A 26,272-nucleotide genomic window follows, 5' to 3' on the forward strand; every position below is an offset into this window, starting at 1 on the left:
CCTCGACCCTCGACAGGCATGGGGAGGCCGTGCGCCAGGTGGCGGTGGCCGACCATCTGGTGCTGGGCAAGCGTGACCTCGCCTCCGACGATGGCACGGCCCTGGAGGCCCGCCTGCGGACCCTGAACCCCACGGCGCCGATCCATGCCGCGTCGGTAGACCCGAGCGCGCTCCTCGGCGGCCTGTTCGGTCTGACGGGCAAGGGGGCCGATGTGCGCGACTGGCTCGGCGCGGACGAACAGGCGGCGCACGGACATCATCACGCGCACGGACATCACCATCACGACGTGAACCGGCACGATTCCGCGATCCGGGCCTTCAGCCTCACCAGCGACACGCCGGTGCCGCGCGCCGCCTTCGAGATGTTTCTCGACCTGCTGCGGGCCAATCACGGCCCGAACCTCCTGCGCCTCAAGGGACTGGTGGCCCTGGCCGATGCGCCCGAGCGCCCGCTGGTGGTGCACGGGGTGCAGCACATCATCCACGCGCCCGTGCATCTCGACGCGTGGCCCGACGGCGACCATCGCTCGCGCCTCGTCCTCATCGTGCGCGACCTCGACCCGGCCTTCGTCGCGCGCCTGTGGGATGCCTTCCTCGGACGTCCGCGCATCGACGGCCCCGACGCGGCGGCTCTCACCGACAACCCGCTCGCGATTCCGGGCGGCTGAGATCAGGGGCCCGTCCGGAAACGGGCGGCATCGATCTTGAGATGGAGATCCCGACTGGCGCGGCAGAGCGCGCGATTGTCCCGGATCGGGACAGGATTGGGATCGGATCGAGACGATGAGACAGCGCTTCACGGTCATCGAAGGCGGCGCAGCGGCTCCGGGGGCAGTGATCGCGGATGCGGCGGTGACCGGCTCCTTCGGCGGCCCAGTGACCTGGCGCATCGACCTTCGCAAGCCCCTGTCGATCGGTGAGGGCGAGGTTGCGGCGTGGCGGGCCCTCCTAGTGCGCAGCGGCGCGGCCGATCCCGTCCATGCCGACCCGGATTACCTGCTCTCGGCCGCTCAGCATCAGGCAGGCGGCCGCGAGATCGTCTTCGCCCTGGCCTGGGCGGTCGGGGCCGGTCCGGAGCGGTTGGGCGCGGTGGTGCCGCTCGCGCTGCCGCACACGCTGTGGGGCCATGGCCGGATCGTTCTCTGGCAGCCGCACGGGACTGCCGTCGCTCCGACTTTCGCGACAGACAGCGCAGCGGCCGTGCGCGAGGCCCTGGTCGAGCGCCTGCGTGAGCTGCGTCCCCGTGCAATCCTGATTCTCGACGAGCCCGCCGCGGACGCGCCCCAAGACCGCGCGCCGGCTCCGCGCCTCGCGGCCTTGCCGCGCCGCGCGAGCATTCCGGCCCACAGTCTCATCGGCGTGCGCGCGATCCATGCACCGGCACCGCCGGTGACCGAGTGGATCAGCGAACCGCACCGTATCCGCGACGCGGTGGAGGCGTTCCTGCTCCTCGACGCCGAGGTCTCCACGGCGCCGATCATCGCCGATCCGTCGGAGGCCGCGATGGTACGGGTGGTGACGCGCCTGTTCGCACAGCGCCGGCAGGCCACCGTCGCGCTGACGCGCCGCGATGGCGCCGTGGTCGCCGCATCGGTGACCCTCGGTGTCGGAGCGGAGTCCGTCATCTGGAAGCAGGTGGCGGGGAACGTGGCGCCGGAACGGATCGCCCGCCCGGCCTGATCCTGCTCTCAGCGCTTTACTCGTCCTCGCCGAACTTGTTGGCGAGGAGTTCGCTGATCGCCGTCATGCAGGTCTCGGCGTCGCTGCCCGAGGTCACCACCGCGATCGAGGTGCCCTGCGCCGCGCCCAGGGTCAGCAGCCCCATGATCGAGCGCCCGCCCACCGTCTCGCCGGAGCGGGTGACGGTGACGGCGGCGTCGTACCGCTCCACCGTCTGCACGAACTTCGCCGAGGCCCGCGCATGCAGGCCGCGCCGGTTGATGATCGGGAGCACCTGGATCAGCCCGCCTTCGGGCACCGGCGGCAGGGCGTCGTCGGCATCGTGATCGTCGTAGCTCATGGGCGTCGGCCGTCCCCTCGCTGGCATCCCGCGCCGCTTCGCGCGGCCGTGGCGGACCCGCTCGCTGAAGCGGGGCCTTGGAATGCCTGTAATCCGTGAAAGTGGGGGAAGGAAGACTATTTGCCGGCGAGCACGCGCGACGCGACATTGATGTATTTGCGCCCCGCCTCCTGTGCGTGCAGCACGGCATCGCCGAGGGGCTCGGCATCGCGCACGCTGGCGAGCTTGATCAGCATGGGCAGGTTGATGCCGGCCACCACCTCGACCTGACCGCCGTTCATGCACGACAGGGCGAGGTTCGAGGGCGTGCCTCCGAACATGTCGGTCAGCACGACGACGCCCGTGCCGGTGTTGACCCGGCCCACCGCCGTCATGATGTCGAGCCGGCGCAGCTCCATATCGTCCTCGGGACCGATGGTGATGGTCTCGATCTGTTTTTGCGGCCCGACGACATGTTCAAGGGCCGCCTTGAACTCCGTCGCCAGCAGGCCGTGGGTGACGAGCACCATTCCAATCATCGACGCGGGTTCCAACGCCTTCTGAGCGAAGCCGCCATTTTGTGCAGCGCAAGGTCGAGCGCAAGGGAATTGCGGCGTTTTGTGTGCTCGAACGTCATGATCATGCCACGGTGGTGGCTCCGGCGCTACGGTCCTGGCACCGGCGGCAGCGTCAGGACCGCCGGGTGCGTCCCGTGCGCCACGCCTATGCACGCAGCCAGCGCATCGAGGACGAGGCGTGGCGCGAGGCCGGACTGCAGGATCGCCCGGTCGAGCACCAGCCCCGGAACGGCGATTCCGAGCAGGACGACGGGCGGCATCGCCGCGTCCGGCAGGCGCGGGTTCGCGGCGACGAGGTCGACGACGAGGCGGATGGCTGCCGAGTCCAGCGAGCGCGTCACCCGAACGAGGCCAAGACCCCGGACCTCGATCCGGTCGCCAAGGGCCGGATGCGGGCGCGCCACCAGCGATCCGGCTTCCCGCACGAGCCGGATCCGGTCGTCGCCGACGAGGCCGGCATCGATGCCCATCAGGGCCGCCCGGTCGAGGAGGAGGAGGGCGAGGGTCGACTTACCCGATCCCGAGGCGCCGCGGATCAGGATGCCCACGCTCCCGAGGGCGATGCAGCTGGCGTGGATCGTGTCCGCCTCGTGCGTCGGGTCGGGCACGGGGAGTGGTCCCGTCCGTTCAGCGGGCAACGGCGGGCAGGCGCACGATGAAGCGGGCCCCGCGCACGGTGGGCTCGCCCTCCTCGTCGGCCGGACCGGGCCGGTTCTCGGCCCGGATCGTGCCGCGATGCGCCTGCACGATCTGACGCGAGATCGAGAGGCCGAGGCCGGAATTCTGGCCGAAACCCTGTTCGGGGCGGTCGGTGTAGAAGCGCTCGAAGATCCGCTCCAGGGCATGTTCGGGGATGCCGGGGCCCTCGTCCTCCACGATCAGCTCCACGTCGCCGCGGACACGGCGCAGGGCCACCCGCACCTTGGCATCGGGGGGCGAGAACGAGCGGGCATTGTCGAGGAGGTTGTTCACCACCTGACCGAGTCGGCTGTCGTGGCCGAAGATCATGAAGGGCGAGTCCATCTCGCCGGCGGGCGCATCGACGTCGAACTGGATCGGGGCGTCCTTGGCGCGCTTGCGCTCGTTGGCCACCGAGACGACGGTGGTCATCAACTTGCGCATGTCGACGCGGCGCGCCTCGGCACGGGCGAGCTCCGCATCGAGGCGCGAGGCGTCCGAGATATCCGAGATCAGCCGGTCGAGGCGCTTCACGTCGTGTTGGATGATCGCGAGGAGACGGGTGCGCGAATCGTCGGACTTGGCCAGTGGCAGGGTCTCGACGGCGCTGCGAAGCGAGGTGAGCGGGTTCTTCAGCTCGTGGCTGACATCGGCGGCAAAGCTCTCGATGGCGTCGATGCGCCGGTAGAGCGCCTGGGTCATCTCCCGCAGCGCCCCCGAGAGGTGGCCGATCTCGTCGGTGCGCCCGGTAAAATCGGGAATCTCCTCGCGCGACTTGATGCCGAGGCGCACCTTCTCGGCGGCGTCCGCCAGGCGCCGTACCGGCCCCGCGATGGCACCCGCGAGCAGGATCGAGAGGACCAGCATCACGGCGGCCGCGATCAGGAAGACCTGCAGCAGGCCGAAGCGCTCCGAGGCGATGACTCGGTCGATGTCGCCGCCTTGCGTCGAGAGCATCAGGGCGCCGCGCACCGAGTTCGCGCGCTGGATCGGCACCGCCACGGAGACGATGGTCTCGCCACCGGGATTGCGGCGCACGATGGTGCCGCGCCCGCCGCCGAGCGCCACCTGCACCTCCTTGAGGCCGTGGCCGCTTGCCGGGCCGACATCCTCGGCCGCGCCGGGCGTCTGGGTCCGGGTCCCCACCCGCGCCTGGAAAAAATCCCAGACCTGCTCCAGCAGGGTCCGCTTGCGCGGGCGGACATCCGGGTCGCTCCGGCTCATCTCGCCCCGCGCCGAGAGGGTGCGGGTGTCGAACAGCAGGCCGCCCTCCTGGTCGTAGACCCGGGCACGGTTGCCGGTGGGCGTGATCAGGCGGCGCAGGAGCGGAGCGACCCGCTCGGGATTGAGCGAGAAGGTGAGGGGCGACGAGGGCTTGTCCTCGCCCTCGCCGGCCTGGAGCTGAAGGAGCTGGTCCGGATCGATGCGGATCGCGTCGGTCTCGACGGAGGCCGATGAGGCGATGGCGCCCGCGATGATCTCGCCCTGGATCAGCAGACTCTGTACCCGCGCCTGGATCAGCCCCTGGCGGAACTGGTTCAGGTAGAGGAAGCCGAACAGGAGCGCGATGAGCCCGACGAGATTGAGCACGACGATCCGTCGCGTCAGGCTCGACGAGGCGCTTTGGCCGATCCCTCTCCAGATCTGGCGCGGCCAGCCCAGCATGCCGCGTGTCGGAGTCTCGGCTTGGTCTGTGGTCGCCACGGTCGTCCGGGTGTGAGGGGAAACGCTGGGACGGGAGGGCCGTCCGGGCGCTCAGCTTTCCTTGAAGCGGTAGCCGACGCCGTAAAGCGTTTCGATCATGTCGAAGTTGGTGTCGGTCACCTTGAACTTCTTGCGCAGGCGCTTGATGTGGCTGTCGATGGTGCGGTCGTCCACGTAGACCTGATCGTCGTAGGCCGCGTCCATCAGAGCGTTGCGGCTCTTGACCACGCCGGGGCGGTGGGCGAGCGCCTGCAGGATCAGGAATTCCGTCACCGTCAGGGTGACGGGCTCGCCCTTCCAAGTGCAGGTGTGGCGCTCGGGGTCCATCATCAGGAGGCCGCGCTCCAGGGAGCGGGCGGCGGCGTCGGCTTCGCGGGCGGCGGCACCGGGGCCGTCCTTCGGGGCGAAGCGGCGCAGCACCGCCTTCACCCGCTCCACCAGCAGGCGCTGCGAGAACGGCTTATGGATGAAGTCGTCCGCGCCCATCTTCAGGCCGAACAACTCGTCGATCTCCTCGTCCTTCGAGGTCAGGAAGATCACCGGCAGGTCGGATTTCTGCCGCAGGCGCCGGAGAAGCTCCATCCCGTCCATGCGCGGCATCTTGATGTCGAAGATCGCGAGATCGGGCGGGGAATGCTTGAGGCCGTCCAGCGCCGAGGCGCCGTCGGTGTAGGTCTGGATGCGGTAGCCTTCCGTCTCCAACGCGATCGAGACGGAGGTGAGGATGTTTCGGTCGTCGTCCACGAGGGCGATGGTCGGCATGCGCGTGTCCTGTTGCTCGGATGCGGCTCGGCGGACGTCTGATGGCGCCCACCCCTCCGCATCCCACCCAGATTCGCCGTCGCGGACGGCTGACGAGGATCGGCAAAAACGCGGTGGCGACCGTGCCGGAGGGCGGGCCGCGTTCGCGCGGAGAGTCAGGCTCTGTAATCCCAATGTGCAAGAAAAGCGAGCGATCTCGGTCGTTTGTGCGTTTGGCGCTTGACTGAGGCCATTGGGCCGCAGTCCGGCACCCTCGTGCGGGCCCCTATCTCATCGCTATGATCCCCTGGCTGAACGCGGCCTGAGCGCCGCGTCGGGAACACGATCGGGGAGACATTCATGGCCGAGGGCGAGACCAATACCGGGCAGGCGCGGCGCGGGCCGGCGGTGCCGCTGCCGGCGGCCGAGGCGCCCTTCGACGCCATCGGCCTCGCCCGGCATCTCTTGCGCTCGATCCGGTCGGGTGCGCTCGCCACCCTCGACCCGGAGGACGGCACGCCCTTCGCCTCGCTCGTGACCATCGCCACGGATGTCGACGGTACGCCCCTGATGCTGCTCTCGCGGCTCTCGGCCCACACCCGCAACCTGCTCAAGGATCCGCGCGCCTCGCTGTTGTTCAGTGCCGGCGGCAAGGGCGACCCGCTCGCCCATCCACGCCTGACCGTGACGGGCCGCGTCGCCCAGACCGCCGATCCGCGTGCCCGCGCTCGCTTCATTGCCCGGCACCCGAAGGCCAAGCTCTACGCGGACTTTCCCGATTTCGGATTCTTCGCCCTGGAGCCGACGGCCGGTCACCTGAACGGGGGCTTTGCCAAGGCCGCCGTTCTGACCCCCGGTGAACTGCGCCTCGACCTCAGCGGCACCGAGGCTCTGGTCTCCGGCGAGGCCGGCGCCATCGAGCATATGAACGCGGATCATGCCGACGCACTCTCGCTCTACGCGGTCGCCGCGGGTGCCGAACCGGGTCCGTGGCGCCTCACCGGCCTCGACCCGGAGGGGATGGACCTCCTGACCGGAGACAGGACCGCGCGCGTGCCGTTTCCCGAGCCGGTCCACGAGATGGGCGCCTTGCGAAAAATCCTGGTGGCGATGGCGGCGCGGGCGCGTGAGGGCGACGCAAGGGCGGATTAGACGGATCGGCCGCGCCGGCGCGGGCGCCGCCGGCGCACGATGTTCGCCGCAGAGGCACGGCCGACGGGCTCCGCCTCCCCGTTCGCGTCGTTCCGGCGCCGGGCCCGGGCTGAGACACCGCCGCCCGCCCCTCGCGCTTGGCGCACGGGGCGGGCGCTGCTATCTGCGGCGTTCCAGTTTCCCACACCCGAAAGACCGTGCGCCGGGTTCGTCTTCAGACGACGGGCCGCGCGCGCCGGAGATCGCAGCCTCGATGACCACGTCGCCAATCGACAACATCCGCAACTTCTCCATCGTCGCCCATATCGACCACGGCAAATCGACCCTCGCCGACCGGTTGATCCAGACCACCGGCACCGTGGCGTTGCGCGACATGAGCGAGCAGATGCTCGACTCAATGGACATCGAGAAGGAACGCGGCATCACCATCAAGGCGCAGACCGTGCGCCTGGAATACAAGGCCGAGGACGGCAAGGACTACATCCTCAACCTGATGGACACCCCCGGCCACGTGGACTTCGCCTATGAGGTCTCGCGGTCGCTCGCCGCCTGCGAGGGCTCGCTGCTGGTGGTCGATGCGAGCCAGGGCGTCGAGGCGCAGACCCTGGCCAACGTCTACCAGGCGCTCGACGCCAACCACGAGATCGTGCCCGTCCTCAACAAGATCGACCTGCCGGCGGCCGAACCCGAGCGCATCCGCGCGCAGATCGAGGAGGTCATCGGCATCGACGCCTCCGAGGCCGTGGCGATCTCGGCCAAGAGCGGCCTCAACATCGAGGCGGTGCTGGAGGCCATCGTCAAGCGCCTGCCGCCGCCCAAGGGCGACCGGGACGCGCCTCTCAAGGCCCTGCTGGTGGACAGCTGGTACGACGTCTATCTCGGCGTCGTCGTGCTGGTGCGCATCGTCGACGGCGTCCTCAAGAAGGGCATGAACATCCGCATGATGCGGGCGGACGCCGTGCACGGCGTCGACAAGATCGGCGTGTTCCGGCCCAAGATGGCCGATATCGCCGAACTCGGCCCCGGCGAGGTCGGCTTCTTCACCGGATCGATCAAGGAGGTCGCCGATACCCGGGTAGGCGACACGCTGACCGAGGACAAGCGTCCCTGCAAGGAGATGCTGGCGGGCTTCAAGGACGTCCAGTCGGTGGTGTTCTGCGGCCTGTTCCCGGTGGACGCCGCCGAGTTCGAGACCCTGCGCAGCGCCATGAGCAAGCTGCGCCTGAACGACGCTTCGTTCTCCTACGAGATGGAGACGAGCGCGGCGCTGGGCTTCGGCTTCCGCTGCGGCTTCCTCGGCCTGCTCCACCTCGAGATCATCCAAGAGCGCCTCGAGCGCGAATTCAACCTCGACCTGATCTCGACGGCGCCCTCCGTCGTCTACCGCCTGCAGATGACCGACGGGACGACGAAGGAGCTCCACAACCCGGCCGACATGCCCGACGTGATGAAGATCACGTCCATCGAGGAGCCGTGGATCCGCGCGACCATCCTGACGCCCGACGAGCATCTCGGCGGCGTGCTCAAGCTCTGCCAGGACCGGCGCGGCTCCCAGGTCGACCTGAACTACGTCGGGAAACGCGCCATGGTCGTCTACGACCTGCCGCTCAACGAGGTGGTGTTCGACTTCTACGATCGCCTGAAGTCGATCTCGAAGGGCTATGCCAGCTTCGACTATCACATCTCCGACTACCGCGAGGGGGACCTCGTGAAGATGTCGATCCTCGTCAATGCCGAGCCGGTGGACGCCCTCTCGATGCTGGTCCACCGCACTCGCGCCGAGCATCGCGGCCGGGCCATGTGCGAGAAGCTGAAGGACCTCATCCCCCGCCACCTGTTCCAGATCCCGGTCCAGGCGGCGTTGGGCGGCAAGATCATCGCCCGCGAGACCATCAAGGCCCTGTCCAAGGACGTGACCGCCAAGTGCTACGGCGGCGACATCTCGCGCAAGCGCAAGCTCCTCGACAAGCAGAAGGAGGGCAAGAAGAAGATGCGCCAGTTCGGCAAGGTCGAGATCCCGCAGGAGGCGTTCATCGCCGCCCTGAAGATGGACGATTGATCCGGCTCAGATCAGACGCGGTTCGCCTGTCAGGAGCTTGAGCGGACCGGCGAGCTTCTTCGAGAGGCGGCCGACCGGCTCCACGGCGGCGTCCTCCGCGCTCGCGGCCTCCACGATGGCGAGCGCCACCCGCTCGGAGACCGTGAGCACCGCGTAGACCCGCAGGGCCTCGCGGCGACGCTTCACCGCGATGAGGAAGACGTGGGCCTTGGCCCCGGCCGTTTTGGACCCGCGCGTTTTGGGACCCAACGCCTTGGCGCCGGCCGTTTTGGACCCGGCTGTCTTGGACCCGGCCGCTTTCGCGCCGCTTTTCTTCGGCGCGGCCTTGGTGCCTTTCGGCGAGTTGGCGGAGGGCACGATGCGGCTCGATCGTCTAGCGGAAGAAGGTGGTGAGGGCGTAGGTCGCGGCGGCGACCAGCCCCGCCGCCGGCAACGTCAGGACCCAGGCCACCACGATGTTGCTGGCAACGCCCCAGCGCACGGCCGAGGTCCGTCGCGCGGCGCCGACGCCGATGATCGCCCCCGTGATGGTGTGGGTGGTCGAGACCGGAATTCCCGCCCAGGTCGCGGCAAACAGCGTGATCGCCCCGCCCGTCTCGGCACAGAACCCCTGCATCGGGTTCAGCCGGGTGATCTTCGAGCCCATCGTGTGCACGATGCGCCAGCCCCCGGAGAGCGTGCCGAGCGCGATGGCCGCCTGACAGGAGAGGACCACCCAGAGGGGCACGTGGAACTCGCCCTCCAGCAGCCCCTGCGAATAGAGCAGCAATGCGATGATTCCCATGGTCTTCTGCGCGTCGTTGCCACCGTGCCCCAGGGAGTAGAGCGAGGCCGAGGCGAATTGCAGGATGCGAAAGCTCCGGTCGACGCCGAAGGGCGTCGCGCGCACGCAGGTCCAAGAGACGATCAGCACCAGGAGGAGCGCCAGCACGAAGCCGAGGAGCGGCGAGAGCACGATGGCGGCGGATGTCTTGATCAGCCCGCTCCAGACCACGGCGCTAAACCCCGCCTTGGCCGTGCCGGCACCCACGAGACCGCCGATCAGGGCGTGGGAACTGCTCGACGGGATGCCGAAGATCCAGGTGACGACGTTCCACACGATGGCGCCGATCAGGGCGCTGAAGATCACGCGCGGGTCGACGATGCCCGCATCGATGATGCCGGTGCCGAGCGTCTGGGCGACATGCAGGCCGAAGAACAGGAACGCGATGAAGTTGAAGAACGCGGCCCAGAGCACGGCGTATTGCGGCCGCAGCACGCGCGTGGACACGATGGTGGCGATGGAATTGGCCGCGTCGTGCAGGCCGTTGAGGAAGTCGAACAGCAACGCGACCGCGATCAGGCCGACGAGATAGGGGAGGGCGAGGGCGGCGTCGGTCATCGCCTCACACGTTCTCGATCACGATGCCGCTGATCTCGTTGGCGACGTCCTCGAAGCGGTCGACGACATCCTCCAGATGACCGTAGATCTCGGCCCCGATCAGGTAGGCCATGGTATCGCCGTCGCCGCCATCCTTTCGGTGGGCCTGGTAGAGTGCCTTGAGGCCACGCTCCTGCATCTCGTCCGAGCGGCCCTCCACCCGGGTGATCTGCTCGGTCAACGCGTTGAGCCGGGCCGCATGCTTGTCGATGGACGACAGGAGCGGGATCGCTTCCGCCGTCAGGCGTGCCGCCTCGATCACGGTGCCGCCCATCTCCCGCATCAGGGGCTGGAAGTCGCGCAGCTCGTAGAGCGCGATCGTCTTCACGGTCTTGTTCATCTGGTCGATGGCATCGTCCATCGACTGGATCAGGTCCTTGATGTCACCCCGGTCGAAGGGGGTGATGAAGCTGCGCCGCACCGCCAGCAGCACCTCGGCGGTGATGGCATCGGCCTCGTGCTCGCGATCCACGATGATCTGGCAGTAGCGCGGCACGGCCTCGCCGCCCTGAAGCACACCTTCGAGGGCTTCCGCGCCGGCCACCAGCGTGCGCGAGTGGCGCTCGAACAGGTCGAAGAAGCGATCCTCCTTCGGCATCAGAGCTTTGAACCAGCCGAGCATGCACGGCACTCCGGTCGGGGCCGGACGCGGCACCCAGGTGGGTCGAGGTCATTCGCCGGCTATGGGAAGCCTGCGGCCGCGTTGATACAGGCGTTTGCCCGCGCGCTACACCGATAAATGCGAAACCGGACCACGGTTCGATGCGAAAAATCAGCGCTCCGACGCAGCGAGCCGGCGCGTGGCCGATCCGAGGTCCCGTCCCTGATCGCGCAGGCGGGCCGAGGTCTCGCTCAGGGCCCGGGACGACCCGAGGGCGTCGGCGGTGGTGGCGCGCAAGGCGTCGAGGTGATCGGTGGCCCGGGCGATCGTCGCGCGTGCGCGGGTGATGCCCTCGGCGATCGTCCCGGCGGCGGCCTGATGCGCGACGCTGACCGTGCTGATCTCGACGGCGCTCTGCCGGACCGTGGCGATCTCGTCGCGCACCCGTGCGAGCGAGCCGGTGGACTGCGCCGCCACGCCGCGCAGGAGATCGACCTGCGCGGCGATCTCGGCGGTGGCCTGGCTGACCCGGCTCGACAGGGCCTTCACCTCGGCCGCCACCACGGCAAATCCGCGCCCGGCCTCGCCGGCGCGTGCCGCCTCGATCGTTGCGTTGAGGGCCAGCAGGTTGGTCTGGCTCGCGATGGTGCTGATGAGATCGCCGATCTGGCCGACCCCGGCGATCCGGCCCTGCAGGTCGGTGAACACCGCCACCGCCTCGTCGAGCACCCGACCCGAGCCATCCGCGATGGTCTCGACCCTTGCGGCATGGCCGCTCGCCTCGCGCGACAGGGCCACGAGATCCTGGGCCGAGCGAGCCACCGCGTCGATCTCCCCGGCCGCTTCGCCGCTGGAGCGGTCGACCTCCCTGCGCCCCTCGTCCACCGTCCCGGCCATCCGGAGCACGCCCTGCGCGCCCGCCTCGACCTGGATCGTCGTCTCGGCGAGTTGCCGCGCGATGCCGTCGAGGGTCGTCATCAGGCTGGCCGCGCGGACGCGCTGGGCGTGGTCCGTCAGCGCCAGCGAGAGGCGGTCGGCCACATAGGCCATGACGGCGAGGAGATCGTCGTTCAGTTCGGCGACCTCGCGGGAGAAGAACTCCAGCACGATCTCCACCCGATCGCCGCGGCGGACGGGGAACATGAAGCAGCCGCGCACCCCGTTCTCGCGGGCGGTCCCGGCCCGGACGAAGCCCGGCAGCACGGTCACGTCCGCGCAGGAGATCGGCTCGCCACTGGCCGCGACCCGGCCGACCAGCCCCTGGTCGACGGCGAAGACGGCACCTTCGGAGGCGGCGACGAACGCGGCCGCCTGGCCGGATCCGTCCCCGGAGGCCAGGGACCAGACGCGCATCGACCCCATCGCGGCGTCCCCGTCGCCGAGGCGGCGATAGGCGTGTGCGATGGGCCAGCCCGTGAAGCGCGCGACGATGCCGAGGCAGTCGCGCGTGGCCGCCTCGGGGGTCGCCGCCGTAGCGCAGGCACGCGAGACCGCATCGAGGAAGCCCAGCAGCGTGCCGAGTTCCCGCATGTGGGCCGCCTCGGCACGAACCGTCTTGTCCGCAGCCGCGCCGGATGTGCGCCGGCCTTCGCCGTTTCGATGAAGCCAGCTCAGGATTGTCGACCGGTTCACGCGCGACCTCGAAGAGACGATGGTTCGAGACGGAGCCGGTATCCATGTCCGGCGTCGACCGGCCACGGACGCGCGTTGCTCCGACGGCTTTCGCCGCGGAGCCACGATAGATCCGGCTGGCTTGATGGAATCTTCGTAGATCGTTGCCGCGCTGCACAAATGACGGTCAGCGACCGACCGAATTTTCGCCATGACGCGACCGTGACAGGTCCGGTGCCGCCATCTTGGCCGTCCCGCGCCCGGCGGCCTTTGCGGCGTAGAGGGCGTTGTCCGCTAGATGGAACAGGTCCCCCGGCGCGCAATGAGAAGCGCACGCAACGCCCACGGACGCTCCGAAGCTGAGGCTCGCGGTCCCGTAAACGAAGGGAGCCCGCATGGCCTCGACGATCCGGTGCCCGAGCGCCGTGCCGAGGGATCCATCGGGGTCGGTCGCTAGGAGCACGGCGAACTCGTCGCCGCCGATCCGCGCCACGAGATCCGCGTCGTGGCAAGCCTCGCCGAGGCGTCGCGCGGCTTCCCGGAGGCAGGCATCGCCCGCCGCATGTCCGTGGGTGTCGTTGACCTGCTTGAAGCCGTCGAGGTCCACGAGGAGGAGGGTTCCGGCCTGCGGTATGGCCGCGAGGCGTGATTCGAAGAGTGCTCGGTTCGCCAACCCCGTCAGGTAGTCGAATTCCGCGCGGTGGCGCGCGCGGTCCGATTGCAGCTTCTCGAACGTGATGTCCTGCTTCAGTCCGAAAAGGCGCATCGGCACCTCGCCCCGGCATTCGACCGTGGCCGTGATGCGGATCCAGCGTGGGCTGCCCAGCCGGCCGACGATCTCGGTGTCCAGGGTAAAGCCGGAGCGCTTGGCGATGGCCTCCGTCCGAACGGCGACGAGCCTGCGTCGTGCCTCCTCCGGGTAGCAATTCAGGGTCTCCGAGCGATCCGGCCTCGTGCCGCGCGGAAATTCGAAGAGATCGCAGACACCGTCGCTCCAGCGAAGCGACTCGCTCGCCAGGTCACACTCCCAAAGGCCGATCCGGGCAGCCGTCGACGCTTGCTCGAAGATGGCTCGGTCCCAGGCCAAGGCGGCGGCCTGTGACTGGATCAGGTCGTTCCGCAGTGCCAATTCGGCGCGAAGCGCGTGGATCGTGGCCGCATCGGCCGTGCGTTGCGCGGCGGCCGCATCCATGACGCGATGAGCGAGATGGACTGCCGCCGACGGCAACCCAAGGCGGGCGTGCAGAGCGGGCGGTGACGCCGATCCGGAGGGCAGGACATGAGGCGAGACGCCCGAGGATGGGGATCGTCCCTCTGAATGATCGGAAGCTGCCAGGAAAGCCTCCCTCGCGCAGTCACCTTCCGATTCAATGCTAAGCGAAACCCGTTAAGACAATTGTCTGCTGCGTGTCCTATTCGGCGGGCTTGTTCGCGTCGTCCCGGTCGACCGGAGGCTCGGCGCTCGCGACCGCCTTCCGCTCCAGCATCGGCTGCAGGCGCTCGGCAAGTTCGCGCCCGAGGTGCTGCGTGTAGGCGTTCTGGAAGTAGCGGGTGCCGGTGCCGCGTCCGTACAGGCGATCATGCGCCTGGATCATCGCGTCGACCTCAGGCCGGCAGAGGAAGCCCGTGATCCCGGCCGCCTCGTACCAGCGTCCGGCACGGGCATGGCGGGTGGCGGCGGGGTTCGAGAGGACTGTCTCCGCGAAGCAGTCGGTCGCCGCCTTTTCCAGCGGCGACATCACCCCATGCGGCTGCACCGGGTTGCGTCCCGCGGCCTCCGCCACGCCGACCCAGCCCACGGTCGTCACGAACGCGCCGAACAGCAAAGCCTTCATCGTGGGACGCCCCGTGCGAGATCATTTTCGATTCGGGGTCAGTATTCCCTGCGGATTTCGTCCGGAGAAGGGCAGACCGTCGCAGCGCGTTCGCTCACCCGACGATCCACCCGGATTGTGGCGTCCCGAGCACAGAACGGTCTCAGCCCCGGCGCTCGGCGTTCCAGCGGCCACTGCAGGAGATCAGCCCGGTGGTGCTCCAGGTGCCGCTACCCGTCCCCTGGCGCCCGAGGCGACCGACCACGTCGGCGGCATCGTTCCCGCGCGAGATCACGGCCCGCACGCCGCCGGACTGGGAGACCCGCCCGTTGATGTTGAACTCGCCGCCCGCATAGCTCGCCTCGCCGCGACGGATCTGCACGCCGTAGCGGTAGGCCCGGTCGCAGGGACCGTCGAGGGTCACGACCTCGATGCTCCAGGTGCCGTCGTAGCGATTGGGCACCTTCACCTTCTTCTTGGCGGCATCGGCGGCTCCGATCGAGGCGCCGAGGAGGGCGAGGGTGGTCACCGCAAGGGCTGCGCGTCGCATGGCTGTCCGTTCGCGTTCGATTTCGACTGGGCCGAGAACGAACGGGGCGCCGTTCGGTTGCGGCGTCAGGCGGCCGTGGCGTGCGCCAGCGCTCCCGTGAGCAGGGCCAGGACGTCGCCCCCCGCATGCAGGTAGGCATCGACGCCGGCGGCACTCAGGGCCTCCTCGAGGTCACCGGGTTTGCCGGCGAGGTAGAGGGTGGTGACGCCGGCCGCCTTCAGGGCTTTGGCCGCCTCCACCGCATGGGTCGCATAGATCGCGTCCGACGAGCACAGGCAGGCGATGCGTGCCCCCGACGCCCGGAAGGCCTCGGCGAGGGCCGCCGATTCCGTGAACCCATCCTGGTTCACCCCCTCGATCCCGCCTGCCGCGAAGGCGTTGGCGGCGAAGGTCGAGCGCGCGTTGAACGCCGCCACCGGGCCGAGATTGGCCAGGAACACCGTCGGGCGGCCGCCCGTCCGGGCGAGGGTCGCGTCGGAGGCGTCGCGCAGGGCCTCGTAGGGTTCGGCGAGGCGCTGCGAGGGCAGGGGCTCGCAGGTCAGTGCCGGGCCCGTGGCGAAGGCGCCAGCCTGGGGTGCCGCGACGGCGGGGATGTCGAGGACGGTCACGGGCTTCTCGGCGAGGTAGGGGAACTCGCTGGCGCCCGTCAGCGCCTCGCGCCGGGTGGCGATGTTCCTCGTCCGCGTCGCCCGTGTGCCTGCTATCCGCCCCTGGATCGCGCCCGCCTGGAGGCTGGCGACGATGCCGCCCTCGCGCTCGATCTCCTGGAAGGCCGCCCAGGCGGTCTCCGAGAGCTTTTCCGTCAGCGTCTCGAAGCTGCCGGCGCCAGCCGCCGGGTCGGCGACCCGGGCGAGGTTCGATTCCTCGATCAGCACGATCTGGCTGTTGCGCGCCACCCGGCGGGCGAAGGCGTCGGCGAGCCCGAGGGCCGCCGTGTAGGGCAGGGCGGTGACAGAATCGGCGCCGCCGAGGCCGGCCGAGCAGGCCGCCATCGAGGTCCGCAGGATGTTCACGAAGGGATCGCGCCGGGACATCATCCGCCACGCCGTCTCGGCATGCAGGCGCAGGGGCTTCGGGTCGAGGCCGCAGGCGGCTTCCACTCGCGCCCAGAGCCGGCGCATGGCGCGGAACTTGGCGATGGTCAGGAACTCGTCGGCATCGGCCGTGAGCAGCACCGCGATGGCGTCGCGGGACCGGCCGAGGTCGTGGCCGTGCGCTTCGAGCGCGCGCAGGTAGGCGATCGCGGTCGCGAGGGTCGCGGCGAGTTCGGCCGCCTCGCTGGCCCCGGCCTCGTGATAGGGGCGGCCGTCGGCGAGGCAGGCCCGGCCGGTGAAGCCCTCGGCGTCGAAATCCGCGAGGCTGCGGGCGATTCGCGAGCCGTAATTCTCCGCCAGGGAACCGGTGGCGGCGAGCTGGCCGATCGGGTCGAGGCCGAGATCGAGGTCGAGACCCTTCAGCGTTTCGCCGCGTGCCTTGACCACGTCCCGGATCAGGTCGGCGGCCTCGATCCCGCGCGCGCCGGCATCGAGGCGGGTGGCGATCAGCGGCAGCATCACGTTGCCGAGCGCCGCGTCGAGGTCCGCCGCGTCGGTGGGGGCGAGGCCGTGGCCCCGGGCGGCGGGCGCGCCGGCGAACACCAGCACGAGCGCGTCGGCCCCGCCCTCGAGATCCGCGAGGGCGAGGGCGCTCGCCGTCGCGCCGTCCGGATGGTCGACGCGCTGTGAGACGCGCCACGGGCCCGGCGCCCGCACCGGCTGCGCCACGGGTGCCGCCGGCTCGTAGAGGGGTTCGATGCGGATGCCATCGGCGGTCTTCGAGACCAGCCGCTTCTCGAAGTCGCCGCCTTTCAGGACGCCGTCTACGAGGCCGAGCCAGCGCTCGCGGGTCGCGGGCGGAAACAGGTCGGCGAGGGGACGGTCTTCCATCGGGGCGGGCCTCCGCAGGTGCTGTATGCCGGCCACGCACGACCGGATTGTTGTTTGCGACAGCCCTTGCACGGCGTGGCTCGCGGAGGCAATCGCCCGGCCACGCTGTATTTTGTATCCCCTCGAGGTGGGGGACCTAGCCGAAGATGATGAGCCCGGCGAAGCCCAGCGAGCCGACGATGATGCGCCACCACGCGAACAGGCGGAAGCCGTGGGATGAAACGTAATCGAGCACCGTACGCACCACGATGAAGGCCGAGATGAAGGCGACGATGAAGCCGATCACGATCAGGCCGGTGTCGTCCTTTGAGAGGTTCTTGTAGTTGTCGAGGAGGTCCTTGGCGAAGGCGCCCGCCATGGTGGGGATCGCGAGATAGAACGAGAACTCGGTGGCCGAGCGCTTGTCGGCGCCCATCAGCATCGCGCCCACGATCGTGGCGCCCGAGCGCGAAACGCCTGGGATCATCGCGATGCACTGGAACAGGCCGATCTTGAAGTCCATCGGCAGAGTGAAGTCGAAGACGTCGCGCTTCTTCACCTCGAGGTCGGTGTCGTCGAGGACGAGGAGCACGAGGCCGCCGGCCACCAGGGTCGCGCAGACGATCCAGGGATTGAACAGGTAGAACTTGATGTACTTCGAGAAGAGGCCGCCGATGATCGCGGCGGGCAGGAACGCCAGGAGGATGCCGGCCACGAAGCGGCGGGCCTTCGGGTCGTTCGGCAGGGCGAGCGTGATGCCGAGCAGGCGGCGGAAATAGACCGCGAGGATGGCCAGGATCGCACCGAGCTGGATCAGCACCTCGAAGGTGTTGTTGGGCGACTCGAAGCCGATGAAATGGCCGACGAGGAGCTGGTGGCCGGTGGAGGAGACGGGAATGAACTCGGTCGCCCCCTCCACCACGGCGAGCACGACCGCCTTCGCGATGCTCATCGCATCCATCATCTCATCGCCTCGACGGTTGGGTGTGTCTCGAAAGGTGCCGGCCGGCGGCACGGCCCAGGGCCGGTGGTGCATCCGGCGGCGTGGCGTTCGTGAGCCGAACGTGACTCAACAAGGTTGACGGCTAGTTATCGCGTTCGCGACCCGCGTGTTAATGAGGCGGCAACGATCGGGCAATAAGGTTTTGTTGGCCGACCATCCCCGCGAGGCAACGACGCGGTTCGTCCTCCGGCACACCCCCGTTTGAAACGGCCTCGATGGCGACGCTTTACCATTCTCCCTTCTGCCCGCATTCGCGGTTCATTCGTCTGGTCCTGTCCGAGATGGGCATGGAGCCGACGCTGATGGAGGAGCGTGCCTGGGACCGGCGCGAGGCCTTCCTGTTGATCAACCCGGCCGGGACCACGCCGGTGCTCGTGGAGCAGACGGGACTCGCCATCCCGGGAGCCGGCATCATCGCGGAATACCTCGACGAGACCCGAGGCCTGGGCCTCAGCGGCCGGCGCCTCCTCCCCGAGACCACCGCCGCGCGGGTCGAGGTGCGCCGCCTGCTCGACTGGTTCCTGGTCAAGTTCAACGCCGAGGTGACCGAGTACCTCGTCACCGAGAAGATCTCGAAGCGCTTCATGAACAGCGCCAATGGCGGCGGCCCGCCGGATATGCACGCCATACGCGCCGCGCGCACCAACGTACGCTATCACATGAAATACATCGGCTATCTGATGTCCCGCCGCAAATGGTTGGCGGGCGACCATCTGACCTATGCGGATCTCGCAGCCGCCGCCCACCTCTCCTGCGTGGATTATCTCGGCGACGTGCCATGGGACGAGGACGAGACGGCGAGGGACTGGTACGCGCGGGTGAAGTCGCGCCCGTCCTTCCGCACCCTGCTGGCGGACCGGGTGCCGGGCATGGCCCCGGCGGACCACTACGCGAACCTGGACTTCTGAACGCCTCCGCGGTTCGCAAAACCCCGCGACGGATCCTGGCGGGGGACGACCTGCGCCGCGCCGTGGAGACGCGGGCTCGCCACCTCGGCTTCGAGGCGATCCGCGTCACCCGGCCCGATGCCGTGCCCGAACTCCGCGAGCGGCTCCCGGCCTGGCTCGCCGCCGGGCATCACGGCTCGATGGACTGGATGATCGAGAGGGCCGACCAGCGCGCCGACCCCGCCACCCTGTGGCCCGGGGTGCGCAGCGTCCTCGTTCTCGGCATGAACTACGGGCCGGAGGCCGACCCCCTGGCACTGCTGGCCCGGCGCGACCGGGGCGCCATCGCGGCCTATGCCCAGCGGCGCGATTACCACGAAGTCGTCAAGGGCAAGCTCAAGGAACTCGGCGGCTACCTTTCGGCCAAGGGCGACGTCCGCGTGAAGGTGTTCGTCGACACCGCCCCCGTGATGGAGAAGCCGCTCGCCGCCGCCGCCGGTCTCGGCTGGCAGGGCAAGCACACGGTGCTGGTCTCCCGGACCCTCGGCAACTGGCTCCTGCTCGGGGCGATCTACACCTCGGCCGACCTCGCGCCCGACGCGCCCGAGGCCGACCATTGCGGCTCCTGCCGGCGCTGCCTCGACATCTGCCCGACGAACGCCTTTCCGGCGCCCTACCAGCTCGATGCGCGCCGCTGCATTTCCTACCTGACCATCGAGCATGCCGGGCCGATCGCCCCCGAGTTCCGCGCGGCCATCGGCAACCGCATCTTCGGCTGCGACGACTGCCTCGCGGTCTGCCCCTGGAACAAGTTCGCGATCGCATCGGCGGAGGGGCGGATGGCGGCGCAGGCCGATCTCGCCGCGCCGCCGCTCGCCGAACTCGCGCGCCTGGACGATGCGGGCTTTCGCGCGCGCTTTGCCGGCACACCGATCAAGCGCACGGGGCGCGACCGCTTCCTGCGCAACGTCCTCGTCGCCATCGGCAATTCGGGCGATCTGGCCCTCGCGCCCGAGGCGGAACGCTGCCTGTCCGATTCCGCGCCTCTGGTGCGCGGCATGGCAGTGTGGGCCCTCGCGCGCCTCCTGGCACCCGCGCGCCTGCGCGACCTTTTCAACGCCGGGGGTTTGAGCGAAACCGACGCGGCGGTGCGGGCGGAGTGGCGCCTCGCCCTGGAGCCCGCCGCCCCCGAGACGACAGGACAGCCCTTGCCATGAATCTCTTCGTCTTCGGCCTCGGCTTCACCGCGCGCCGCTTCGTGGAGCGCGCCCGCGACCGCTTCGCGCAGGTCCGCGCCACGGTCACCGACCCCGCGCGTTCGGGCACGAGCGAGCTCGCCGACCTGCGGGCCTTCGGGCCGGAAAGCGACGATTCCCGCATCGCTGCGGATCTCGCCGACACCGACGTGCTCCTGGTCTCGGCCCCCCCGGGCCGCGACGGCGACACCGTGCTCGCCCGCTACCGCGATGCCATCGCCGGCAGCCGGATCGGCTGGATCGGCTACCTGTCCACCATCGGGGTCTACGGCGATCACGAGGGTGCCTGGATCGACGAGGACACGGCCCCGAAGCCGGTCAGCGCGCGCTCGCGCGGACGCCTCGCCGTCGAGAACGACTGGCTGGCGCTCGGGGCCGAGACGGGCAAGGCCGTGCAGGTGTTCCGGCTCTCGGGCATCTACGGGCCGGGCCGCAACCCCATCGTGAAGCTGCGCGAGGGCAAGTCGCAGCGGATCATCAAGCCAGGCCAGGTCTTCAACCGCATCCACGTGGACGACATCGCCACGACGCTGCTGGCCTCGGTCGCGCACCCCCGGAACGGCGCCACCTACAACGTCACCGACGACGAGCCGACGCCGCCGCAGGTCGTCACCGAATACGCCGCCAAACTCGCCGGCCTGCCGCTTCCGCCAGAGGTGGATTTCGAGACCGCCGATCTCAGCCCGATGGCCCGCAGCTTCTACGGCGAGAACAAGCGGGTGCGGAACCGTCTGATCCGCGAGGAACTCGGGGTCACGCTGGCCTATCCGACCTATCGCGAGGGGCTGGCCGCCCTCGTGGCGGATGCGCGGGACTGAGGCTCGCTCAGGCCGCCTGCCGGTTCGCGGACGGCCCGAAATGGTCGCGGTAGCGTGCCGCGATGGCCGAGACCGGTAGCACCACGAAGACGTCGGTGGTGCCGAATTGGCGGTCGACCACCGCCCCGTCGCCGAAGGTGGCGCCGACGCGGAGATACCCCTTGACCAGCGGCGGCAGCGCCTGGAGCGCGGCCTTCGGATCCACGGCTTCGCGGGCGAGGCGGTCCATCGCGACGTAGCGCTCGGGCACGGCGCGGGCGCACCAGCCTTCGGCCGCGCGGGCGTGGTGGTGCAGGAAGCTCAAAGGCAGGGCGAGGCGATCCGGATCAGTGCCCTCCAGGCTCGCGCAGCCCAGCATGGCGTCGATGCGGTGATGCCGGACATAGGCCCAGATGCCGGCCCAGAGCAGTTCCACCGTCCGCTTCGTCCGGTAGGGCTTGAGCACGCAGGAGCGCCCCAGTTCGAGGACGCGCGCGCCCGGATTGGCCGCCATCACAGGAGCGATGTCGTACTCGCCCGCCGTGTAGAAGCCGAAGTGCCGGTCAGCCGTCTCCTGGCGCAGGAGCCGGTAGGTGCCGACCACCTTCGGCCGTGCGCGCCGGAAGGACTGGCCCGGGAAGGATTTGGCGTCCATCGCGGCGTGGTCGATGACGAGGAGGTGGTCGCAGACCACGTCGTAATCGTCGATGTCGCGGCGCGACAGCATCGCGAGCCCGCTCGGCACCGCCGACATCTCCTCGTAGAACACCCGGTAGCGCAGGCGCTGCGCCCTGCGGATCTCGGCCACCGAGGTGGCGAGGCGGACCTCCAGCGAACCGATCCGGCCGAGGCTGGGCGCGAGGCCCGGCGCGGCGGAGGGTGTCCTCAGCCGGGGCTTGAACCGGATCGGCGCCGATCCGGGCGGGAGCAGGAGGCCGCGCGGCAGGCCCGGCAATCCGGAAAGAGCCACACCGGCGGTCTTCTGCTTGAACCGGGCGAAGGGCGCGTTCACATGCGCCTCCCAGCCGTTGAGCCAGGCCGCAGAGGCATCGCGCGCGAAGTTCGGGACCATCGTCCAATCCGCCCTGTCGGGACCGCGAGGCGGGCTCCCAGCGGAGCCGCCGGCCTCGTGCCTTCGGGAGGTCACATCATCACGAAGCGCGCACGCTTTTATGACACGGATTTTCTTTTTACCAGAGGAGCTTGCACCCCGCGCCGGTCCCGCCTTCGGCGATCACCCGATGGATAGTCGCCGAAGGATCGAACGCGCAAAAACTCAGACGAACTGGTTGAGGCCAGGGATCGCGCCGACGATCGGGCCCATGACGTCCTCGCCGGCCTTCTCGCGGCCATAGGCGAAGAGTTCCTGGCCCAGGGGCTGCATCTGGCCCATCGGGACGCCGGACGCCATCAGCTTCTGGCCGAGCGCCATGACGCCCCCGCCCATCATGCCGCCGAGCATGCCCATCAGGCCGCCACCGCCCTCGCCGGCATTCGAATCGGCGATCGTCGTCTCCGAGCCCGGCAGGGCGCTGAGGAGCTGGCTCACCTCGGTCGCCGGCCCTTCCTTCTGCAGGAACGCCAGGATGTGCCCGATGGCAGTCTGGGCCGTCGCGGCATCGAGGCCGGTCCGGGTCGTGACGCGGGCGATCAACTCTTCCATCTCAACATCAGCTCCAGAACGGTCGGGGCTTAGTCCTTCCGGCCTTGCCGGCCCGAAATCAAGGCCAGGGACGGTTCCGCTGGAAAATGCCGCGCCCGGGCGCCATAACGCTCAAGGTCGGTGCCGATGCGCATCGACCGGCACGGGGGAGCGAATTGTGATGCAGGGCGACGGCACGATCCTGGTCGGCAAGGCTCCGCTGAAGGATGGAACCTTGAAGCCGGAAGGCCTGACCCTCCGGCTCGCCAACCGACACGGCCTCGTGGCCGGCGCCACCGGCACCGGCAAGACCGTGACCCTGCAGGTCATGGCCGAGGGGTTCTCCAACGCGGGCGTCCCGGTCTTCGCCGCCGACATCAAGGGCGACCTGTCCGGCCTCGCGGCGGCGGGTGAATCGAAGCCGGTCTTCGTCAAGCGCGCCGAGGAGCTGGGGGTGCCCTACGAGCCCGACCGGTTTCCGGTCGTGTTCTGGGACCTGTTCGGCGACCAGGGCCACCCGATCCGCTGCACGGTGATCGAGATGGGACCGCTGCTGCTGGCGCGCCTGCTCGAACTCAGCGACACCCAGGAAGGCGTCCTCAACATCGCTTTCCGGGTCGCCGACGACAACAAGTGGCCCGTCCTCGACCTCAAGGATCTGCGGGCCCTGCTCCTTTATCTCACCGAGAACCTGAAGGCGGTCTCGGGGCAGTACGGCAACGTCTCGGCGGCCTCCGTCGGTGCGATTCAGCGTCAACTCCTGATGCTGGAGAACCAGGGCGCCGACCGCTTCTTCGGCGAGCCGGCGCTGGATCTCAACGACTTCATGCGCGTCGACCGCGAGGGCCGGGGCATCGTCAACATGCTGGCCGCCGACAAGCTGATGCAGCGGCCGCGCCTCTACGCCTCGTTCCTGCTCTGGATGCTCTCCGAGCTCTTCGAGCAGCTGCCCGAGGTCGGCGACCTCGACAAGCCCAAGCTCGTGTTCTTCTTCGACGAGGCGCACCTGCTGTTCGACGATGCGCCCAAAGCCCTGCTGGACGCGGTTGAACAGGTGGTGCGCCTGATCCGCTCGAAGGGGGTCGGCGTCTACTTCGTCACGCAGAATCCCCTCGACGTACCGGAATCGGTGCTCGGGCAACTCGGCAATCGGGTGCAGCACGCGCTTCGCGCCTTCACGCCACGCGACCAGCGCGCCGTGAAGGCCGCCGCCGAGACGTTCCGTCAGAACCCCGGCTTCGATGTCGCCCAGGCGATCACCGAACTCGGTGTCGGAGAGGCCCTGGTGAGTTTTCTCGAGGCCAAGGGCACGCCTTCGGTGGTGGAGCGCGCCCTGATCGCGCCGCCGCAGGGGCGCGTCGGCCCCATCACCCCGGCCGAGCGCGCGGACCTGATCGCCAAGAGCCCGGTGCGCGGCAAGTACGACGAGTCCGTGGACAACGAGAGCGCCTACGAGATGCTGGCTGCCCGCAAGGGGCTCGACGCGGGCGGTGCCGACGGGAATGCGGGCTCCGAGGGGGGCTTGGGCGGCATGCTCGGCGGATGGCTCGGCGGCGTGCTGGGCACCAAGCCGGCGGGCAAGGGCCGACGCCCGGCGCCGGGGCTCGCCGAGCAGGTTCTGGGCAACGCCGCCCGCTCCATGGCCCGCAAGGTCGGCACCGAAGTGGGGAATGCGATCCTGCGCAACGTGCTGGGTGGGTTGACGAAGCGGTGAGTGGGTCGCCGCGGTCTCGGCTGCCGCGACTTGGCTGCCGCGACATTGACAAATCACCCCATACCCGCCTATCCACCGTCGCTCGCGCGACTTCCTCGACGAAGTTCGCGCGTTTCGCGTTCGCGCATCGCTCGATCGGTGTTCGCGGATGACCTGAACAAGAAGACGGTCCAGGATTCGCCGCGAGGCGCGCCGGAGGCCGGCAGAGAACACGAGAGAGAACGATGTTCGCAGTCATCAAGACGGGCGGCAAGCAGTACCGCGTTGCCGCCAACGACACCATCACGATCGCCACCCTGGAAGGCGAGGCCGGTTCGGCCGTCACCTTCGGTGACGTGCTCCTGTTCACGAACGGCGAAGGCGCCACCCAGGTCGGCGCGCCGCTGCTCTCGGGCATCAGCGTCACCGGCGAGATCGTCAGCCATGGCCGCGACGCGAAGGTCATCGCCTTCAAGAAGCGCCGCCGCCAGAACTCCCGCCGCAAGCGGGGCCACCGGCAGCACCACACGGTGGTGCGCATCACCGGCATCAGCGCCTGACGATCCGACCTGAGATTCAAGAATTCGGAGTGATTTCCCATGGCCCATAAAAAAGCAGGCGGCTCGTCCCGCAACGGCCGCGACTCGGCCGGCCAGCGCCTCGGCGTGAAGAAGTTCGGTTCCGAGGCGGTCATCCCGGGCAACATCATCGTGCGCCAGCGCGGCACCAAGTGGCACCCCGGCACCAATGTCGGCATCGGTACCGACCACACCCTGTTCGCCAAGGTCGCCGGCCGCGTGCTGTTCGAGACGAAGCGCGGGCGCGCCTTCGTCACGGTCGTGCCGGTTCAGGAAGCCGCCGAGTAAGGCACCTGCCGATTTGGATGCGTTTCGCGGGCCTTCCCCCGAAACGGTCCGATCACCAGATCATCCCGGGGAAGGTGGGAAACCATCTTCCCCGTCGTCGTTTCGGCGGTGCCCCCGCATCCTGACGTCCAACCTGAACTGAGTCCTCCTGTGAAATTCCTCGACGAAGCCAAGGTCTATGTCCGCTCGGGCGACGGTGGCGCCGGATGCGTGGCCTTCCGGCGCGAAAAGTTCATCGAGTTCGGCGGCCCCAACGGCGGCGACGGCGGGCGCGGCGGCGACGTCTGGGTCGAGTGCGTCGACGGCCTCAACACCCTGATCGACTATCGCTACCAGCAGCACTTCAAGGCCAAGAAGGGCGAGCACGGCATGGGCTCGAACCGCCACGGGGCCAACGGCGCCGACGTGGTGCTGAAGGTGCCGGCCGGCACCGAGATCATCGCCGAGGACGGCGAGACCCTGATCGCCGACATGACCCATGTCGGCCAGCGCGTGCGCCTCGCCAAGGGCGGCAACGGCGGCTTCGGCAACGCCTACTTCACCACCTCCACCAACCGCGCGCCGAAGCACGCCAATCCGGGCCTCGAAGGCCACGAGCAGTGGATCTGGCTGCGCCTCAAGCTCATCGCCGATGCGGGCCTCGTCGGACTGCCGAATGCCGGCAAGTCCACCTTCCTCGCCACCGTGACGGCGGCCAAGCCCAAGATCGCCGACTATCCCTTCACCACCCTGCATCCGGGCCTCGGTGTCGTTCGTTCGGACGAGCGCGAATTCGTCCTCGCCGACATCCCCGGACTGATCGAGGGCGCGCATGACGGCGTCGGCCTCGGCGACAAGTTCCTGGCCCATGTGGAGCGCTGCCGCGTGCTGCTGCACCTCGTGGAGGCGACGAACGAGCATGCGGGCCAGACCTACAAGCTCGTCCGGCGCGAATTGGAGGCCTACGGCAACGGCCTCGACGAGAAGCCGGAAATCGTCGCGCTCTCGAAGGCCGACGTCGTCGATCCCGATACGCTCAAGGAGCAGGTCGCCCGTCTCAAGCGTGCCTCGAAGAAGAAGCCCCTTATCCTCTCCTCTGCGACCGGCCTCGGCGTCCAGGACGCCCTGCGGGCGATTGCCCGCGAGATGGATGCGGCCAAGCTCGCCGAAGCCGAGGCGCATCCAGCCGAGGCCTGGCAGCCTTGAGCGACGGACGGCCCGAGATGCGCTGGCATCGGGGTCGTTCGAGCGAGCAGGCGAGGATTGCCATGATCAGGCGATGGAACGATGCCGTTGCCAAGTAGGCCGCCCTTCCGCTCCTGTTCAAGGGCGACGACT

At 69.1% G+C, this 26,272-nt stretch carries 27 protein-coding genes; 11 read left to right on the forward strand and 16 right to left on the reverse strand.

Features of this window, described 5'->3' with window-relative positions; all coding sequences use genetic code 11:
* Positions 1 to 668, forward strand: a 668-nt coding sequence (locus JWQ05_RS10305; protein ID WP_299658265.1) for a GTP-binding protein, incomplete at its 5' end; no start/stop codon positions are given.
* Between the two features lie 115 nt (positions 669 to 783).
* A complete protein-coding gene (locus JWQ05_RS10310; protein WP_299658267.1) occupies positions 784 to 1,680 on the forward strand; it encodes a hypothetical protein in 897 nt (298 codons plus the stop codon).
* 16 nt (positions 1,681 to 1,696) lie between these two features.
* Here JWQ05_RS10310 and JWQ05_RS10315 read toward each other — a convergent pair whose 3' ends face one another.
* From JWQ05_RS10315 to JWQ05_RS10335, 5 genes are all read right to left on the reverse strand, one after another.
* Positions 1,697 to 2,020: an HPr family phosphocarrier protein gene (locus JWQ05_RS10315; protein WP_299658269.1), complete on the reverse strand. Its 324-nt coding sequence runs from the start codon at positions 2,018 to 2,020 to the stop codon at positions 1,697 to 1,699.
* A 116-nt stretch (positions 2,021 to 2,136) separates the two neighbouring features.
* A complete protein-coding gene (locus JWQ05_RS10320) occupies positions 2,137 to 2,538 on the reverse strand; it encodes a PTS sugar transporter subunit IIA (RefSeq protein WP_299658398.1) in 402 nt (133 codons plus the stop codon).
* 125 nt (positions 2,539 to 2,663) lie between these two features.
* A complete protein-coding gene (locus JWQ05_RS10325) occupies positions 2,664 to 3,185 on the reverse strand; it encodes a hypothetical protein (RefSeq protein WP_299658272.1) in 522 nt (173 codons plus the stop codon).
* Positions 3,186 to 3,204: 19 nt separating this feature from the next.
* The gene (locus JWQ05_RS10330; RefSeq protein WP_299658274.1) at positions 3,205 to 4,920 is read right to left on the reverse strand and encodes a sensor histidine kinase; all 1,716 of its coding nucleotides are present in this window, start codon (positions 4,918 to 4,920) and stop codon (positions 3,205 to 3,207) included.
* Between the two features lie 90 nt (positions 4,921 to 5,010).
* Positions 5,011 to 5,721 carry a response regulator transcription factor gene (locus JWQ05_RS10335; RefSeq protein WP_056179384.1) on the reverse strand — a complete coding sequence of 237 codons (711 nt, stop codon included), beginning with the start codon at positions 5,719 to 5,721 and terminating at the stop codon, positions 5,011 to 5,013.
* A 339-nt stretch (positions 5,722 to 6,060) separates the two neighbouring features.
* On the opposite strand from JWQ05_RS10335, the gene JWQ05_RS10340 reads away from it, so the two are divergent.
* Positions 6,061 to 6,852, forward strand: coding sequence for a DUF2470 domain-containing protein (locus tag JWQ05_RS10340; protein ID WP_299658278.1), 792 nt, complete (start codon positions 6,061 to 6,063; stop codon positions 6,850 to 6,852).
* Between the two features lie 253 nt (positions 6,853 to 7,105).
* Positions 7,106 to 8,911: a translation elongation factor 4 gene (lepA, locus tag JWQ05_RS10345; protein WP_299658280.1), complete on the forward strand. Its 1,806-nt coding sequence runs from the start codon at positions 7,106 to 7,108 to the stop codon at positions 8,909 to 8,911.
* Between the two features lie 6 nt (positions 8,912 to 8,917).
* Here the strand turns inward: lepA and JWQ05_RS10350 are convergent, their stop codons facing one another.
* From JWQ05_RS10350 to JWQ05_RS10390, 9 genes are all read right to left on the reverse strand, one after another.
* Entirely contained in the window at positions 8,918 to 9,160 is a 243-nt protein-coding gene (locus JWQ05_RS10350) for a hypothetical protein (protein WP_299658283.1), read from the reverse strand.
* 124 nt (positions 9,161 to 9,284) lie between these two features.
* Positions 9,285 to 10,292, reverse strand: a complete 1,008-nt coding sequence (locus JWQ05_RS10355; RefSeq protein ID WP_299561136.1) for an inorganic phosphate transporter — start codon at positions 10,290 to 10,292, stop codon at positions 9,285 to 9,287.
* Positions 10,293 to 10,296: 4 nt separating this feature from the next.
* Complete coding sequence (locus tag JWQ05_RS10360) at positions 10,297 to 10,953, reverse strand: DUF47 domain-containing protein (protein ID WP_299561139.1); 657 nt, start codon at positions 10,951 to 10,953, stop codon at positions 10,297 to 10,299.
* A 150-nt stretch (positions 10,954 to 11,103) separates the two neighbouring features.
* A complete protein-coding gene (locus tag JWQ05_RS10365; protein ID WP_299658286.1) occupies positions 11,104 to 12,462 on the reverse strand; it encodes a methyl-accepting chemotaxis protein in 1,359 nt (452 codons plus the stop codon).
* Positions 12,463 to 12,730: 268 nt separating this feature from the next.
* Positions 12,731 to 13,735, reverse strand: a complete 1,005-nt coding sequence (locus tag JWQ05_RS10370) for a GGDEF domain-containing protein (protein WP_299658288.1) — start codon at positions 13,733 to 13,735, stop codon at positions 12,731 to 12,733.
* 220 nt (positions 13,736 to 13,955) lie between these two features.
* Positions 13,956 to 14,378 (reverse strand): hypothetical protein, encoded by a 423-nt coding sequence (locus JWQ05_RS10375; RefSeq protein ID WP_299561148.1) that lies wholly within the window; start codon positions 14,376 to 14,378, stop codon positions 13,956 to 13,958.
* Between the two features lie 142 nt (positions 14,379 to 14,520).
* On the reverse strand, positions 14,521 to 14,907 hold the full coding sequence (locus JWQ05_RS10380) for a hypothetical protein (protein WP_299561152.1): 387 nt from the start codon (positions 14,905 to 14,907) through the stop codon (positions 14,521 to 14,523).
* Positions 14,908 to 14,972: 65 nt separating this feature from the next.
* The gene (locus JWQ05_RS10385) at positions 14,973 to 16,832 is read right to left on the reverse strand and encodes a methylmalonyl-CoA mutase subunit beta (RefSeq protein WP_299658291.1); all 1,860 of its coding nucleotides are present in this window, start codon (positions 16,830 to 16,832) and stop codon (positions 14,973 to 14,975) included.
* A gap of 136 nt (positions 16,833 to 16,968) precedes the next feature.
* Positions 16,969 to 17,772: an undecaprenyl-diphosphate phosphatase gene (locus JWQ05_RS10390; RefSeq protein WP_299658400.1), complete on the reverse strand. Its 804-nt coding sequence runs from the start codon at positions 17,770 to 17,772 to the stop codon at positions 16,969 to 16,971.
* Between the two features lie 257 nt (positions 17,773 to 18,029).
* On the opposite strand from JWQ05_RS10390, the gene JWQ05_RS10395 reads away from it, so the two are divergent.
* The 3 genes from JWQ05_RS10395 to JWQ05_RS10405 all read left to right on the forward strand — a co-directional run bounded on the left by JWQ05_RS10395 (position 18,030) and on the right by JWQ05_RS10405 (position 20,775).
* Complete coding sequence (locus tag JWQ05_RS10395; RefSeq protein ID WP_299658293.1) at positions 18,030 to 18,722, forward strand: glutathione S-transferase family protein; 693 nt, start codon at positions 18,030 to 18,032, stop codon at positions 18,720 to 18,722.
* A gap of 62 nt (positions 18,723 to 18,784) precedes the next feature.
* A complete protein-coding gene (gene queG / locus JWQ05_RS10400; protein ID WP_299658295.1) occupies positions 18,785 to 19,918 on the forward strand; it encodes a tRNA epoxyqueuosine(34) reductase QueG in 1,134 nt (377 codons plus the stop codon).
* Positions 19,915 to 20,775 (forward strand): SDR family oxidoreductase, encoded by an 861-nt coding sequence (locus JWQ05_RS10405; RefSeq protein ID WP_299658297.1) that lies wholly within the window; start codon positions 19,915 to 19,917, stop codon positions 20,773 to 20,775. The genes queG and JWQ05_RS10405 overlap by 4 nt, the downstream gene beginning before the upstream one ends.
* Positions 20,776 to 20,782: 7 nt before the next feature.
* Here JWQ05_RS10405 and JWQ05_RS10410 read toward each other — a convergent pair whose 3' ends face one another.
* The gene (locus JWQ05_RS10410; protein WP_299658299.1) at positions 20,783 to 21,826 is read right to left on the reverse strand and encodes a GNAT family N-acyltransferase; all 1,044 of its coding nucleotides are present in this window, start codon (positions 21,824 to 21,826) and stop codon (positions 20,783 to 20,785) included.
* Between the two features lie 204 nt (positions 21,827 to 22,030).
* The gene (locus tag JWQ05_RS10415) at positions 22,031 to 22,417 is read right to left on the reverse strand and encodes a DUF2267 domain-containing protein (RefSeq protein WP_299658301.1); all 387 of its coding nucleotides are present in this window, start codon (positions 22,415 to 22,417) and stop codon (positions 22,031 to 22,033) included.
* A 160-nt stretch (positions 22,418 to 22,577) separates the two neighbouring features.
* Between JWQ05_RS10415 and JWQ05_RS10420 the strand changes: the two genes are divergently transcribed.
* The 4 genes from JWQ05_RS10420 to obgE all read left to right on the forward strand — a co-directional run bounded on the left by JWQ05_RS10420 (position 22,578) and on the right by obgE (position 26,140).
* Positions 22,578 to 24,110: a helicase HerA-like domain-containing protein gene (locus tag JWQ05_RS10420; protein ID WP_299658303.1), complete on the forward strand. Its 1,533-nt coding sequence runs from the start codon at positions 22,578 to 22,580 to the stop codon at positions 24,108 to 24,110.
* A 224-nt stretch (positions 24,111 to 24,334) separates the two neighbouring features.
* The gene (gene rplU / locus JWQ05_RS10425; protein WP_055947814.1) at positions 24,335 to 24,649 is read left to right on the forward strand and encodes a 50S ribosomal protein L21; all 315 of its coding nucleotides are present in this window, start codon (positions 24,335 to 24,337) and stop codon (positions 24,647 to 24,649) included.
* A 39-nt stretch (positions 24,650 to 24,688) separates the two neighbouring features.
* Positions 24,689 to 24,955, forward strand: a complete 267-nt coding sequence (gene rpmA, locus JWQ05_RS10430) for a 50S ribosomal protein L27 (protein ID WP_244013899.1) — start codon at positions 24,689 to 24,691, stop codon at positions 24,953 to 24,955.
* A gap of 150 nt (positions 24,956 to 25,105) precedes the next feature.
* Positions 25,106 to 26,140 carry a GTPase ObgE gene (gene obgE, locus JWQ05_RS10435; protein ID WP_299658311.1) on the forward strand — a complete coding sequence of 345 codons (1,035 nt, stop codon included), beginning with the start codon at positions 25,106 to 25,108 and terminating at the stop codon, positions 26,138 to 26,140.
* Positions 26,141 to 26,272: the final 132 nt, after the last annotated feature.

This window comes from Methylobacterium sp., from assembly GCF_028290105.1.
Lineage (GTDB): Bacteria > Pseudomonadota > Alphaproteobacteria > Rhizobiales > Beijerinckiaceae > Methylobacterium.

Bases quoted from the DNA above. Each gene is read 5' to 3' on its own strand.
- JWQ05_RS10410 (WP_299658299.1), bottom strand. From the start codon at position 21,826: ATGGTCCCGAACTTCGCGCGCGATGCCTCTGCGGCCTGGCTCAACGGC.
- JWQ05_RS10340 (WP_299658278.1), top strand. From the start codon at position 6,061: ATGGCCGAGGGCGAGACCAATACCGGGCAGGCGCGGCGCGGGCCGGCG.
- JWQ05_RS10385 (WP_299658291.1), bottom strand. From the start codon at position 16,832: ATGGAAGACCGTCCCCTCGCCGACCTGTTTCCGCCCGCGACCCGCGAG.
- rplU (WP_055947814.1), top strand. From the start codon at position 24,335: ATGTTCGCAGTCATCAAGACGGGCGGCAAGCAGTACCGCGTTGCCGCC.
- JWQ05_RS10320 (WP_299658398.1), bottom strand. From the start codon at position 2,538: ATGATTGGAATGGTGCTCGTCACCCACGGCCTGCTGGCGACGGAGTTC.
- JWQ05_RS10365 (WP_299658286.1), bottom strand. From the start codon at position 12,462: ATGCGGGAACTCGGCACGCTGCTGGGCTTCCTCGATGCGGTCTCGCGT.
- JWQ05_RS10395 (WP_299658293.1), top strand. From the start codon at position 18,030: ATGGCGACGCTTTACCATTCTCCCTTCTGCCCGCATTCGCGGTTCATT.
- JWQ05_RS10360 (WP_299561139.1), bottom strand. From the start codon at position 10,953: ATGCTCGGCTGGTTCAAAGCTCTGATGCCGAAGGAGGATCGCTTCTTC.
- JWQ05_RS10375 (WP_299561148.1), bottom strand. From the start codon at position 14,378: ATGAAGGCTTTGCTGTTCGGCGCGTTCGTGACGACCGTGGGCTGGGTC.
- JWQ05_RS10420 (WP_299658303.1), top strand. From the start codon at position 22,578: ATGCAGGGCGACGGCACGATCCTGGTCGGCAAGGCTCCGCTGAAGGAT.
- JWQ05_RS10370 (WP_299658288.1), bottom strand. From the start codon at position 13,735: ATGGATGCGGCCGCCGCGCAACGCACGGCCGATGCGGCCACGATCCAC.
- JWQ05_RS10330 (WP_299658274.1), bottom strand. From the start codon at position 4,920: ATGCTGGGCTGGCCGCGCCAGATCTGGAGAGGGATCGGCCAAAGCGCC.
- JWQ05_RS10315 (WP_299658269.1), bottom strand. From the start codon at position 2,020: ATGAGCTACGACGATCACGATGCCGACGACGCCCTGCCGCCGGTGCCC.
- rpmA (WP_244013899.1), top strand. From the start codon at position 24,689: ATGGCCCATAAAAAAGCAGGCGGCTCGTCCCGCAACGGCCGCGACTCG.
- JWQ05_RS10310 (WP_299658267.1), top strand. From the start codon at position 784: ATGAGACAGCGCTTCACGGTCATCGAAGGCGGCGCAGCGGCTCCGGGG.
- JWQ05_RS10380 (WP_299561152.1), bottom strand. From the start codon at position 14,907: ATGCGACGCGCAGCCCTTGCGGTGACCACCCTCGCCCTCCTCGGCGCC.
- JWQ05_RS10355 (WP_299561136.1), bottom strand. From the start codon at position 10,292: ATGACCGACGCCGCCCTCGCCCTCCCCTATCTCGTCGGCCTGATCGCG.
- JWQ05_RS10405 (WP_299658297.1), top strand. From the start codon at position 19,915: ATGAATCTCTTCGTCTTCGGCCTCGGCTTCACCGCGCGCCGCTTCGTG.
- lepA (WP_299658280.1), top strand. From the start codon at position 7,106: ATGACCACGTCGCCAATCGACAACATCCGCAACTTCTCCATCGTCGCC.
- JWQ05_RS10335 (WP_056179384.1), bottom strand. From the start codon at position 5,721: ATGCCGACCATCGCCCTCGTGGACGACGACCGAAACATCCTCACCTCC.
- JWQ05_RS10390 (WP_299658400.1), bottom strand. From the start codon at position 17,772: ATGGATGCGATGAGCATCGCGAAGGCGGTCGTGCTCGCCGTGGTGGAG.
- JWQ05_RS10415 (WP_299658301.1), bottom strand. From the start codon at position 22,417: ATGGAAGAGTTGATCGCCCGCGTCACGACCCGGACCGGCCTCGATGCC.